This window comes from Nonomuraea sp. NPDC054003 (assembly GCF_055585125.1).
The window spans coordinates 444,297-456,755 of the sequence record NZ_JBVJKR010000007.1 but is presented as its reverse complement, the minus strand read 5'-3'; the positions used below and the strand labels follow the sequence as shown (position 1 = coordinate 456,755).

The 12,459-nt window shown below is 72.0% G+C and carries 9 protein-coding genes; 8 read left to right on the top strand and 1 reads right to left on the bottom strand.

Going from position 1 to position 12,459, the window contains the following annotated elements; genetic code table 11:
* Nucleotides 1-57 precede the first annotated feature (57 nt).
* The 8 genes from ACZ6YG_RS21410 to ACZ6YG_RS21375 all read left to right on the top strand — a co-directional run bounded on the left by ACZ6YG_RS21410 (nucleotide 58) and on the right by ACZ6YG_RS21375 (nucleotide 9,467).
* Entirely contained in the window at nucleotides 58-249 is a 192-nt protein-coding gene (locus ACZ6YG_RS21410; protein WP_271278222.1) for a hypothetical protein, read from the top strand.
* On the top strand, nucleotides 246-335 hold the full coding sequence (gene kdpF, locus ACZ6YG_RS21405; RefSeq protein ID WP_271278221.1) for a K(+)-transporting ATPase subunit F: 90 nt from the start codon (nucleotides 246-248) through the stop codon (nucleotides 333-335). The genes ACZ6YG_RS21410 and kdpF overlap by 4 nt, the downstream gene beginning before the upstream one ends.
* Complete coding sequence (gene kdpA / locus ACZ6YG_RS21400) at nucleotides 335-1,999, top strand: potassium-transporting ATPase subunit KdpA (RefSeq protein ID WP_466018990.1); 1,665 nt, start codon at nucleotides 335-337, stop codon at nucleotides 1,997-1,999. Before kdpF ends, kdpA begins: the two co-directional genes overlap by 1 nt.
* Entirely contained in the window at nucleotides 1,996-4,059 is a 2,064-nt protein-coding gene (gene kdpB / locus ACZ6YG_RS21395) for a potassium-transporting ATPase subunit KdpB (RefSeq protein ID WP_466018989.1), read from the top strand. The genes kdpA and kdpB overlap by 4 nt, the downstream gene beginning before the upstream one ends.
* Nucleotides 4,059-4,892 (top strand): potassium-transporting ATPase subunit C, encoded by an 834-nt coding sequence (locus tag ACZ6YG_RS21390; protein WP_466019004.1) that lies wholly within the window; start codon nucleotides 4,059-4,061, stop codon nucleotides 4,890-4,892. Before kdpB ends, ACZ6YG_RS21390 begins: the two co-directional genes overlap by 1 nt.
* Nucleotide 4,893: 1 nt before the next feature.
* Nucleotides 4,894-7,431, top strand: a complete 2,538-nt coding sequence (locus ACZ6YG_RS21385; RefSeq protein WP_466018988.1) for a DUF4118 domain-containing protein — start codon at nucleotides 4,894-4,896, stop codon at nucleotides 7,429-7,431.
* The gene (locus tag ACZ6YG_RS21380; RefSeq protein ID WP_148031035.1) at nucleotides 7,428-8,096 is read left to right on the top strand and encodes a response regulator; all 669 of its coding nucleotides are present in this window, start codon (nucleotides 7,428-7,430) and stop codon (nucleotides 8,094-8,096) included. The genes ACZ6YG_RS21385 and ACZ6YG_RS21380 overlap by 4 nt, the downstream gene beginning before the upstream one ends.
* A 156-nt stretch (nucleotides 8,097-8,252) precedes the next feature.
* Nucleotides 8,253-9,467, top strand: coding sequence for a chymotrypsin family serine protease (locus tag ACZ6YG_RS21375; protein WP_466018987.1), 1,215 nt, complete (start codon nucleotides 8,253-8,255; stop codon nucleotides 9,465-9,467).
* 10 nt (nucleotides 9,468-9,477) lie between these two features.
* On the opposite strand, the gene ACZ6YG_RS21370 is transcribed toward ACZ6YG_RS21375, so the two are convergent.
* Nucleotides 9,478-12,342, bottom strand: coding sequence for an AfsR/SARP family transcriptional regulator (locus tag ACZ6YG_RS21370; protein WP_466018986.1), 2,865 nt, complete (start codon nucleotides 12,340-12,342; stop codon nucleotides 9,478-9,480).
* Between the last annotated feature and the right edge of the window lie 117 nt (nucleotides 12,343-12,459).

Here is a 12,459-nt window from a genome sequence, read left to right as displayed (position 1 = left end):
GCGCGTCGCTTTCGATGGCACGCGTAGAGAAGCCGTCAAGATTCGGTTCGTAGCCGTATGAAACCCGTCAAGAACGGCAAAACCCTCCATACCTCAGCGTTCGCTTGTTCTGCGGCCACCGCGGTGAAGGCGGCGGCGCTCTCGGACATCGAACTGAGGAGTGGAATGGCAGACGTCATCTTCGTCGCCCTGACGATCGCGGTCTTCGCGGTCCTCGGGCTGGTCGTCAGGGCGGTGGAGCGGCTGTGAACGCCGTCAACGCGACCGGTCTCGTGGTCGCCGTGGCCCTGGTGATCCTGTTGGTCGCGGCCCTGCTGTTCCCGGAGCGCTTCTGATGAGCACCACCGTGGCGGGCCTCGTCCTCGTCACCTCGCTGATCGCGGCGCTGGCCCTGGTGCACAAGCCGTTCGGCGACTACATGTACCGCGTCTACTCGACCGACCGGCACAACCTCGTCGAACGCGGCATCTACCGGCTGCTCGGGGTGCGCGCCGACGCCGAGCAGCGCTGGGGCGTCTACGCGCGCGCCCTGCTCGCGTTCTCCGTCGTCTCGGTCCTGGTGGTGTACGGGCTGCAGCGGCTGCAGGACAAGCTGCCGCTGAGCCTGGGCATGGCGCCGGTCACCGACCACATCGCCTGGAACACCGCGGTCAGCTTCGTGACCAACACCAACTGGCAGGCCTACTCCGGCGAGTCCACGATGGGCCACCTGACCCAGATGGCCGCGCTGGCCGTGCAGAACTTCGTCTCGGCCTCGGTCGGCATGGCCGTGGCGATCGCCCTGGTGCGCGGGTTCGCCCGGCGTTCCGCCGGCACGATCGGCAACTTCTGGGTGGACCTGGTCCGCGGCACCGTCCGCGTCCTGCTGCCGATCGCGTTCACCGGCGCGCTGGTGCTGGTCGCGGGCGGGGTGATCCAGAACCTCTCCGGCGTCCACGAGGTCACCACGCTGACCGGCGGCACCCAGGCGATCACCGGCGGCCCGGTGGCTTCCCAGGAGGCCATCAAGGAGCTGGGCACGAACGGCGGCGGCTTCTACAACGCCAACTCCTCCCACCCCTTCGAGAACGCCACCGCCTGGACGAACTGGGTCGAGATCTTCCTGATCCTGCTGATCCCGTTCGCGTTGCCGCGCACCTTCGGCAGGATGGTCGGCCAGGTCAGGCAGGGCTACGCGATCGTCGCCGTGATGGGCGTGCTCGCGCTGGCGAGCGTCCTGCTCACCAACGTCTTCGAGCTCTCCGGGAACGCGACCGTGCCGCAGGCGGCCGGCGCCGCCATGGAGGGCAAGGAGATGCGTTTCGGCGTGTCCAACTCCGCCACCTTCGCCGCCTCCACCACCCTGACCAGCACCGGCGCGGTGAACTCCGCCCACGACTCCTACACGCCCTTCGGCGGCATGATGACGCTGGTCAACATGATGCTCGGCGAGGTCGCCCCCGGCGGGGTCGGCTCCGGCCTGTACGGCATGCTGATCCTGGCCGTCATCACGGTGTTCGTGGCCGGGCTGATGGTCGGCCGCACGCCGGAGTACCTCGGCAAGAGGATCGGCGCCCGCGAGATCAAGCTCGCCTCGCTGTACTTCCTGGTGACCCCGGTCCTGGTGCTGGCCGGGACCGCGACCGCGATGGGATCGGAAGAGCGGCGCGCGGCCATGCTCAACACCGGCCCGCACGGCCTCTCCGAGCTCCTGTACGCCTTCACCAGCGCCTCCAACAACAACGGCTCCGCCTTCGCGGGCCTGACCGTCAACACCCCCTGGTACGACGTGGCGCTCGGCCTGTGCATGGCCTTCGGCCGGTTCCTGCCGATCATCCTGGTGCTCGCGCTGGCCGGCTCGCTGGCCGCGCAGTCACCCGTCCCCGAGGGCGCCGGCACGCTGCCCACCCACCGGCCGCAGTTCGTCGGCATGGTCGCCGGCGTGACGATCATCCTGGTCGCCCTCACCTTTCTTCCGGCCCTCTCGCTCGGCCCCCTCGCGGAAGGACTGTCCCGATGATCCGCTCGCTGCCGGACGCGTTGAGAAAGCTCAACCCGGTCACGGCGTGGCGCAACCCGGTGATGTTCATCGTGGAGGCCGGCGCCGTGTTCACCACCGTGCTGGCCGTCGTGGAGCCGACGTTCTTCGCCTGGGCCGTCGTGGTGTGGCTGTGGCTCACCGTGATCTTCGCGAACCTGGCCGAGGCCGTGGCCGAGGGCCGCGGCAAGGCGCGGGCCGCCACGCTGCGCGCGGCCAAGACCGGCACCGAGGCCCGCAGGCTCAGGAGCCCCGACGACCCCGGCCACTGGGACGTCGTCCGGGCGCCCGAACTGCGGCAGGGCGACCGGGTGATCGTCGAGGCGGGTGAGGTCATCCCCGGCGACGGAGACGTCGTCGAAGGCATCGCCAGCGTGGACGAGTCCGCCATCACCGGCGAGTCCGCCCCGGTCATCCGCGAGTCCGGCGGCGACCGCTCCGCCGTCACCGGCGGCACCAAGGTGCTGTCCGACCGGATCATCGTCGAGATCACGCAGAAGCCCGGCGAGAGCTTCATCGACCGGATGATCGCCCTGGTCGAGGGCGCGAACCGGCAGAAGACGCCGAACGAGATCGCGCTCAACATCCTGCTGGCCGCGCTGACGATCATCTTCCTGACCGCCACCGTCACCATGCAGCCCCTGGCCATCTACACCAAGCTCGTCAACCCGGGCGTGCCGGACTCGCTCGCCCTCGGCTCGGACGGCGTCACCGGCATCGTGCTGGTCTCCCTGCTGGTCTGCCTCATCCCCACCACGATCGGGGCGCTGCTGTCGGCCATCGGCATCGCCGGCATGGACCGCCTCGTCCAGCGCAACGTCCTGGCGCTGTCCGGCCGCGCGGTCGAGGCCGCCGGCGACGTGTCCACGCTGCTGCTGGACAAGACCGGCACGATCACCCTGGGCAACCGGCAGGCCACCGAGTTCGTCCCGGTGGACGGGGTCGCCGAGGCGTACCTGGCCGAGGCGGCGCAGCTGTCCAGCCTCGCGGACGAGACCCCCGAGGGCCGCTCGATCGTGGTCCTCGCCAAGCAGCGCTACGGCCTGCGCGAGCGCCGGCCGGGCGAGCTGGCCCATGCGGAGTGGGTGCCGTTCACGGCCCAGACCCGCATGTCCGGGGTCGATCTCCCGCCTGAACCCGGCGCGCCGGACCAGGCCGGGCGCCAGGTCCGCAAGGGCGCCGCCACCGCGGTCATGAAGTGGGTGCGCGACGCCGGCGGCCACCCCGCCGACGAGGCCGGCGGTCTCGTGGACGGCATCGCCGCCTCCGGCGGCACCCCGCTGGTGGTCGCCGAGAAGGGCCGCGTCCTGGGCGTGATCCACCTCAAGGACGTGGTCAAGGAGGGCATCCGGGAGCGCTTCGACGACATGCGCCGGATGGGCATCCGTACGGTCATGATCACCGGCGACAACCCGCTGACCGCCAAGGCCATCGCGGACGAGGCGGGAGTGGACGACTTCCTGGCCGAGGCCACCCCCGAGGACAAGCTCGCCCTCATCAAGAAGGAACAGGAGGGCGGCCGGCTGGTGGCCATGACCGGCGACGGCACCAACGACGCCCCGGCCCTGGCCCAGTCGGACGTCGGCGTGGCCATGAACACCGGCACGAGCGCCGCCAAGGAAGCCGGGAACATGGTCGACCTGGACTCCAACCCGACCAAGCTCATCGAGATCGTCGACATCGGCAAGCAGCTCCTCATCACGCGCGGCGCGCTGACCACGTTCTCCATGGCCAACGACGTCGCCAAGTACTTCGCGATCATCCCGGCCATGTTCGCGGCCGTCTATCCCGGCCTGGACGCGCTCAACGTCATGCGCCTGGCCAGCCCCCAGTCCGCCATCCTGTCCGCCGTCGTCTTCAACGCGCTCGTCATCGTCGCGCTGATCCCGCTGGCGCTCCGCGGGGTCCGCTACCGGCCGTCCAGCGCTTCCAAACTGTTGTCGCGCAACCTGTACGTTTACGGCCTGGGCGGCATCATCGCGCCGTTCATCGGCATCAAGATCATAGATCTGCTGATCCAGTTTCTTCCGGGGATGTCATGATGAAACGCCTGCCAAGCTGGGTGCGCCGGTACGCCGCCGCGATCCGGGCGGTCGCCGTCCTGACGGTGCTGCTCGGCCTGATCTATCCCCTGGTCACCACAGGCGTCGCCCAGGTCCTGTTCAACCACCGGGCCAACGGCTCCATCGTCGAGGGCGGCCGCGGCAGCTCGCTGATCGGCCAGTCCTTCACCGACGCCGACGGCGATCCGGTCAAGAAGTACTTCCAGTCCCGCCCGGCGGCGTCCGGCGAAGGCTACGACCCGACCTCCACCGGCGCGAGCAATCTCGGGCCGGAGGACATCGTGGACGTCCTGCCGGTGCCCGGCGCCGGGGACGAGGGCAGGCAGTCGCTGCTGACCCGGGTCTGCGCCCGCTCGAAGGCGGCCGGTGAGCTGGAGGGCGTGAGCGGCGCCCGCCCGTACTGCACCCCGGACGGGACCGGCGCGGTGCTGAAGGTCTTCGCCGGCCACGCGGTCAGCGTCAACCAGGCCTGTCCCGCCACCCCGTTCATCGCCTCGTACCAGGGCAAGAGAGTGGAGTGTGCGAAACCGGGCGAGGACTACGCGGCGGGCCGTACGGTCGCGGTGCGCGGCGACGCCGGGCCGCCGGCCGTGCCGGCGGACGCGGTGACCGCCGGCGCCTCCGGACTGGACCCGCACATCTCCGTCGCCTACGCCGAGCTCCAGGCGCCCCGGGTGGCGCGCGAACGCGGCCTGCCGCCCGCACGGGTCAAGGCCCTGGTCGAGGAGCACACCACCGGACGCGCGCTGGGCTTCATGGGCGAGCCGGCGGTCAACGTGCTCGAACTCAACCTCGCCCTCGACGGGGCGTGACGTGCGGGGGCGGCTGCGGGTCTACCTCGGGGCGGCGCCCGGGGTCGGCAAGACGTACGCGATGCTCGCCGAGGGCCGCCGCGCCCGGGAACGCGGCCGGGACGTGGTCGTGGGCTTCGTCGAGACCCACGGCCGCCCCCGCACCGCCGCCCTGCTGGAGGGCATGGAGATCGTCCCCCGCAAGACCGTCGTCCACCGGGGCGCCGCCTTCACCGAGCTGGACGTGGCGGCCGTCATCGCGCGCAGGCCGAAGGTGGCGCTGATCGACGAGCTGGCCCACACCAACGTGCCCGGCTCCGAACGCGTCAAGCGCTGGCAGGACATCGACGAGATCCTGGACGCCGGCATCAACGTCGTGACGACGGTGAACATCCAGCACCTGGAGTCGGTCAACGACGTCGTCCAGGAGATCACCGGCGTCCCGCAGCGCGAGACCGTGCCCGACGAGGTGGTACGGCGGGCCGACCAGATCGAGCTGGTCGACATGTCGCCGGAGGCGCTGCGCCGCCGGATGGTCCACGGCAACGTCTACACGCCGGAGAAGGTCAGCGCCGCGCTGTCGAACTACTTCCGGGTCGGCAACCTCACCGCCCTGCGCGAACTCGCTCTGCTCTGGGTCACCGGCAAGGTGGACGACCAGCTCGACCGCTACCGCTCCGAGCACGGCATCACCACCACCTGGGAGACCCGCGAACGCGTCGTCGTCGCCCTGACCGGAGGCCCGGAAGGCGACACCCTGGTGCGCCGCGCCTCGCGCATCGCCGCCCGCACCAAAGGCGCCGACCTGCTGGCCGTCCACGTCACCAGCTCCGACGGCCTGGTCGCCAGCGACCCGGCGAGCCTCGCCCGGCAGCGCGCGCTGGTGGAGAGCCTGGGCGGCAGCTACCACCAGGTGGTCGGCGACGACATCCCCCGCGCCCTGCTGGACTTCGCCCGGGGCGTCAACGCCACCCAGCTCGTCCTGGGCGCTTCCCGGCGCGGCAGGTTCGCGCAGATCCTCTCCCGCGGCGTCGGCCTGGAGACCACCGCGCTGTCCGGTTCGATCGACGTCCACCTCGTCACCCACGAGGAGGTCAAGCGGGGCCGCCGGCGGCCCGAACGCGCGCGGGCGGCGCTGACCCGCAAGCGGCGGGTGGCCGGGTGGATCGTGGCGGTGGCGGGCCTGCCGGCGCTGACCGCCGTGCTCTGGCCGTTCCGCGACGTGATCTCGCTGCCCAGCGAGATCCTGCTGTTCCTGTGCCTGGTCGTCGTGGTGGCGCTGATCGGCGGCATGCTGCCGGCGATCGCCACGGCGGTGGGCGGGTCGCTGCTGCTCAACTGGTTCTTCACCCGGCCCACGGGAAGGCTGACGATCGCCGATCCGGACAACCTGCTCGCGCTCATCGTGTTCGTCCTGGTCGCGGTGGCGGTCAGCACGATCGTGGACGTGGCCGCCAGGCGTACCCGCCAGGCGGCCCGCGCCGGCGCGGACGCCGAGGTGCTGTCCACGCTGGCCGGGCACGTGCTGCGGGGCGAGGCCGCGCTGCCCTCGCTGCTCGCCCGCCTGCGCGAGACGTTCGGCCTGGACTCGGTCACCCTGCTCGAACGCGTCGGCGAGCCCACGCCCGACGACAAGTCCGAACCCGGTGCCTGGCGCATCGTCGCCGTCTCCGGCTCCGCCCCCTGCACCGCGCCCGCCGCGGCCGACACCGACGTGGTGATCAGCGACGAGCTGGTCCTCGCCGCACGCGGGCGGCTGCTGGACGCCGGCGACCGGCGCGTCCTGGAGGCGTTCGCCGCCGAGGCCGCCGTCGCGCTGCGGCAGGAGCGCCTGGAGGAGGAGGCCGAACGGGCCAGGCCGCTGGCCGAGGCGGACCGCATGCGCACCGCGCTGCTCGCCGCCGTCAGCCACGACCTGCGCACCCCCCTGTCGGCCGCCAAGGCCTCCGTCGAGAGCCTGCGCAACCGCGAGATCACCTGGACCGACGAGGACCGTGAGGAGCTGCTCGCGACCGCCGACGAGTCCCTGGCCCGGCTGGGCCGGCTGGTGGAGAACCTGCTCGACATGAGCCGCCTGCAGGCGGGCGTCCTCGGCCTGTCGCTCCAGCCCATCGCCCTGGAAGAGGTCGTGCCCCGCGCGATCGACGACCTGGGCCCGCTGCGCGGGCGTGTCAGGAGCGACGTCTCCATCGAGCTGCCGGAGATCGTCGCCGACGCGGCCCTGCTGGAACGGGTGCTGGTCAACCTGATCAGCAACGCCGTCCGCTACAGCCCGCCCGCTCACCAGGTGCTGGTGACCGGCAGCCGGCAGGACGACGTGGTCGAGATCCGGGTGGTCGACCACGGCCCCGGCATCCCGCCCGAGGACCGCGAGCGGGTCCTCCTGCCGTTCCAGCGGCTCGGCGACCGCGACAACGGCACCGGCGTGGGGCTCGGCCTGGCCCTCGCGCGCGGGCTGACCGAGGCCATGGGCGGCACCCTCACCCCCGAGGAGACTCCAGGAGGAGGTCTCACGATGATCGTCAGCATGCCGGTCCACTTCGAGACGTCGACCTCATGACCAGGATCCTTGTCGTCGACGACGAGCCGCAGATCCTGCGCGCGCTGCGCATCAACCTGACGGCACGCGACTACGAGGTCGCCGTCGCCACCGACGGCGCCTCCGCGCTGCGCCAGGCCGCCGAATGGCATCCCGATCTGGTCGTGCTCGACCTCGGCCTGCCCGACGTCGACGGCGTGGAGGTCATCCACGGACTGCGCGGCTGGACGCGGGTCCCCATCGTCGTGCTGTCCGGGCGGGCCGGCAACCAGGACAAGATCGAGGCTCTGGACGCCGGGGCCGACGACTACGTGACCAAGCCGTTCAGCATCGAGGAGTTCCTGGCCCGCATCCGCGCCGTCTCCCGCCGCGCCGCCACGCGGGACACCGAGCTCGCCGCCGTCCACCTCGGCGACCACACCGTGGACCTGGTGCGCAAGACCGTGTCAGGCGGCCTGCGGCTGACGCCCACCGAGTGGCACATCCTGGAGATCCTGCTGCGCAACCCCGGCAAGCTCATCCCCCAGCGCTACCTGCTGGCCGAGGTGTGGGGCAGCACGTACGTCAAGGAGACCCACTACCTGCGGCAGTACATGGCCCAGCTCCGCAAGAAGCTCGAACGCGACCCCGCCCACCCCCGGCACCTCATCACCGAACCGGGCATGGGCTACCGCTACACCCCTTGACCCCCGTACGGCCGGCCGCGGACCCGCGTGCCCTCTTCGGGGATCCGAAGGGGGCGACCCACGGGCCTTTGACCTGCGGATTCAAGGGTTGCCGAAGATTTGCGGAAGGAGCGGCCCGCAGGCTGACGCCTACACATCGACGGTGGAGGTATGTCAGTGAGACAACGCATTCATGGGCCGGTCGCCCTCGTCGTCGCGGCGCTGCTGCTGTCAGCCGGGACTCCGGCCTCGGCCGCGGCTCGTACCGGCTTACCGGACCCGCCGCCCGTTCAGTCGCCGGCGGAAGCCCTGCGTCAAGATCTGAAGCTGGTCGCGGAGGGCAAGGGCTGGACCCTGGCGCAGGCCGCGGCGGACCGCGAGGCGGCGGAGGCCGTCGGTGACGTCGCCGCGAAGGTCGCGCGCGAGAGGCCGGAGATCTTCGTCGGCTCGGCCGTCAACCCCCTTCCCGGCGGTGCGCCGACGCTCTACATCAAGGGGCCGGCCGATGCGTTCGTCGACCGGCTGGTGGCCGGCGCGGACGTGGACATCGACGTCGTGGACGGGCAACCGTACTCGTTCGGTGAGCTGGAGGAGCGCCAGCTCACCGTGCACAAGGCGCTCGTGGCCTACGGTTTCACCTCCGTGGCCACGTCCGTCGACATCGTGGGCGCGGGGCGGATCCCGGCCCAGGTCACCGAAACGCCGGGGGTCGACTCGCGGCCGGAGGCCGTGCTGTCCGCGATGCCGCAGGGCCTGCGCCCGCACATCGATCTCGCCGTGCGGGACGAGCCGGTCACGAGCCTGGAGTTCGGCTTCGGCGGGGAACGGGTGCGCGGCGGCGGCTCCCAGTGCACCAGCGGCTGGCCGATCCTCGCCAACGGCGTGCTTCCCGGCATCACCACCGCGGGCCACTGCGACGGCATGAACGAGATCGACTGGACCGACGCGGGCCTGTCGTTCCCGATCACACCCCAGTTCCAGCATCGCCGGGCCTGGGGCGACGTGGAGTACCACTTCGGCGTTCCCGTACTGGCGGGGATCTTCTACGCCAGCAGCGCCGACGTGCGGGAGGCGAGGTCGGTGGAGCCGGTGGCCGCTATCAGCCTGGGCGAGTCCGTCTGCCAGTACGGCCGGTCCTCCAACGTCAGGCACTGCACTCCCGACGTCGACAGCGTCTCGGTGACCTGCACGTTCGCCCCCTTCCCCTTCCCGACGGAGCGGCTGGTCGGGACCGACAACGACGTCGGCATCAGCGGCGACAGCGGGGGCGGCTGGTCCTTCAACGACACGGCGTACGGATCGCACGTGGGGAACTGCGACAACGGCGAGGTGTTCAGCGCGGCCGACTACTACGACGAGGCGCTCGGCGTCCAGGTGTGGCTGGCCCCGTGACCTCGGCGGCTCACGATCCGGTCCCTCGCGGCGCGACCGGCCGCGAGGGACCGGAGCTTCGCGCCCCGCCGAGCTTGACCCGGACCTCCTCGGCGCGGTGGTGGCCGAGCTGGTCGAGGATGTCGAACGCGTCCTGCCAGTGGCGGTGGGCGGCGGCGGGATCGCCGGCGTCGTGAAGGATGTCACCGAGCGAGCTCAGCGCCAGGCCTTCGGAGTACCTGGCGCCGAGCTCGCGGAACAGCGCCAGCGCCCGCGCGTAGCAGGTGACGGCCTGGCGGAGATGGCCGAGGCGGCGCCGGATGAAGCCGAGGCTGTCCCAGGTCGCCGCCTCGCCCTGACGATCGGCGATCTCCTGGTAGAGCGACAGGGCCTGCCGGCAGTGGGCGAGGGCTCGGTGATGGTGGCCCAGGTGGGCGTGGTGCCAGCCGATGGCGTTGAGCCCGGCGGCCTGGCCGCGCCGGTTCTTCAGAGTCCGGAACAGGTCGAATGCCTGCTCGTCGTGGGGCAGCGCCTCCCGGTGGTGGCCCTGCTGTGCGAACAGCCGGGCCATGCAGCGGTGGGCGTGGGCCTGCCCGGCGCGGTCACCGAGCGCACGAAACAGTTGCAGGGCCTGCCGGAGGTGCTCGCCGGCATCACCGTACCGCCGCACGGAGATGTACGCGAGCGCGAGGCCGCAGTGGGCGTGAGCCTCGGCGGGGCGGTCCGCCAGACGCCGGGCGGCCTCCAGGGCGGCGCGCTGCGTCGCGGCCTGATCATGCCACAGCCCTCGCCTGTCGCAGAAGGTCATGAGCGCCCACCCCAGCCGGCAGACGTACGCGTCGGACCCGGCGTCGTCGACGGTGGCCAGCAGCGCCGGGTACTCGGCGCCGAACCAGGCCCGAGCCGCGCGGTGGTCGGCGATGTCCGCCACGACGACGCCGGGCCGGGGCGGGGGCAGCGTCAGCGGCTCGCGGTGCGGGCTGAGCGCCCGATCCGCGCGATGGGCGGTGTGCAGGTAGTGGTCGAGCAGCCGCCTCAGCCCGGCTCCCCCGGCGTCGAGACGGCCGGACAGCTCGGCCGCGTAGAGCAGCACCAGGTCATGCGCCCGGTAGCGGTCAGGGACCGGCTCGTCCAGCAGATGCGCGTTGACCAGCTCGCGGAGGAGGGCCCGGGTACGGGTGACGGTCAGCGCCGTGAGGCTGGCCACCGCCGGCAGGCTGATCTCCGGTCCCGGGGCGCGGCCCAGGAGGGCGAAGACGCGGGCCGCACCGGAGGACAGGGCATCGTACGAGCAGGACAGGACCGCCCGCAGGTTGACCGCCAGTTCACCGCCGTCCAGGGCGTCCAGCCGGGTGGTGGCCTGCCGCAGCTCACCGGCGAGCACGCCGAGGGAGAGCCCGGGGCGGACAGCGGCGCGGGCGGCGATGACGCCGAGCGCCAGCGGCAGGCCCCCGCAGTGGCGGATCACGGCGGCGACGGCCTCGGGCTCGGCCGCCGTCCGGCTCGCGCCGAACTCGCGGGTGAGCAGCCGGCGTGACTCGGCCTCGGTCAGCACGTCCAGGACCAGCGGCCGGGCGCCGTGCGCGGTGATCAGCCCGGTCAGCCTGCGGCGGCTGGTGACGAGCACGGCGCAGGTGGGAGTGGCGGGCAGCAGCGGCGCCACGTGGGCGGAGTCGCGGGCGTTGTCCAGCACGATCAGCATGCGTCTGCCGGCGGTCAGGTGCCGGTACATCGCCGCCTGCGCTTCCGGATCCGGCGGGATCACGGCGGGCGGCACGCCGAGAGCGTCGAGGAAGGAGCGCACCGCGACCGCCGGGTGCAGGGGATCCGCCGCCGGGTCGAAACCCCGGAGATTGACGTGCAACTGGCCGTCGGGGAACCGGTCCGCGTTCTCATGGGCCCACCGCAGAGCCAGCCACGTCTTGCCGAGGCCGCCGGCACCGCTGATCGTCACGGTGCCCCCCAGGCCGGACGGCGCGCGCATGGCCTCGCCAAGCGCGGCGAGCTGGCGGGCCCGCCCGGTGAACGACCGCGGTGGCGCGGGCAGCTGACGCGGTATCAGCGGCTGGACGGGCCGTTCGGCCGCCTTCACGGGCTCGCGTACGACCAGGGCCGGATCCGTGGTCAGGATCCGCACGTGCAGATCTCGCAGCGCCCCGGTGGGGCCGGCGCCCAGTTCCTCGGCGAGCAGTCGCCGAAGCCGTTCGTAGACGTCGAGCGCGCCGGCCTGGCGGCCGCAGCGGTAGAGGGCGAGCATCAGCTGACCCGCGATCCGTTCGTCCAGCGGATGCGCGGAGGCGGAGGCGGTCAGCTCCGCCAGCAGCCCGGCGTGCCCGCCGCGGTCGAGGACGAGATCGTTGCGGTCCAGTTCGGCGGCCAGACGCTCCAGGGCCACGCCATGACGGACGTCGTTCAGCCACGCGGAGTCATGCCCCGCCACCAGGTCGCCGCGCCATAGACGCAGCGCCCTGTCGAACAGGGCCAGGGCGGTTCCGCCCTCCTCCGCCTCGCGGGCTTCGGCGACCAGCTTCCGGAACTTGAGCAGGTCCACGGTCATGGGGTCGACGGTGAGGGCGTACCCGCCGGGCCGGCGCACGAGGCCGACACCGTCCATCTCGGTCAGCACCCGCCGCAGCCTGCACAGATAGCCGTGGACGGCCGCGCGGGCGCGTTGCGGAGGGGCCTCACCCCATACCCGATCCAGTATCTGGTCGGCCGACACGACACGATTGGCCTCGATCAGGAGCACCGCCAGGACGCGGCGTTGCCGTGCGTGGCCGAGATCCACGAGCCGGCCGTCGGCCGCCGCCTCGACCTCGCCGAGCAGCCGGAACTCCACCGGCGGCCCGGCCGGTATCGTGCCCGTCGAGTCCGCCGGAGCGTGCTTCATGGCCATCGGGACCCCCATAGAGCCCCTTCCGACCGGCGGGATCGCGCGTACATTCCCGATCTTCAGGGGACATGGCAACTGACTCCCTGATGATCGCCTCCGGCCCGGCATCGATCCACGTCT

Excerpts from the sequence above, each read along its gene's own strand:
- ACZ6YG_RS21410 (WP_271278222.1), top strand. The coding sequence starts at position 58 with ATGAAACCCGTCAAGAACGGCAAAACCCTCCATACCTCAGCGTTCGCT.
- kdpA (WP_466018990.1), top strand. The coding sequence starts at position 335 with ATGAGCACCACCGTGGCGGGCCTCGTCCTCGTCACCTCGCTGATCGCG.
- kdpB (WP_466018989.1), top strand. The coding sequence starts at position 1,996 with ATGATCCGCTCGCTGCCGGACGCGTTGAGAAAGCTCAACCCGGTCACG.
- ACZ6YG_RS21390 (WP_466019004.1), top strand. The coding sequence starts at position 4,059 with ATGAAACGCCTGCCAAGCTGGGTGCGCCGGTACGCCGCCGCGATCCGG.
- ACZ6YG_RS21380 (WP_148031035.1), top strand. The coding sequence starts at position 7,428 with ATGACCAGGATCCTTGTCGTCGACGACGAGCCGCAGATCCTGCGCGCG.
- ACZ6YG_RS21370 (WP_466018986.1), bottom strand. The coding sequence starts at position 12,342 with ATGGCCATGAAGCACGCTCCGGCGGACTCGACGGGCACGATACCGGCC.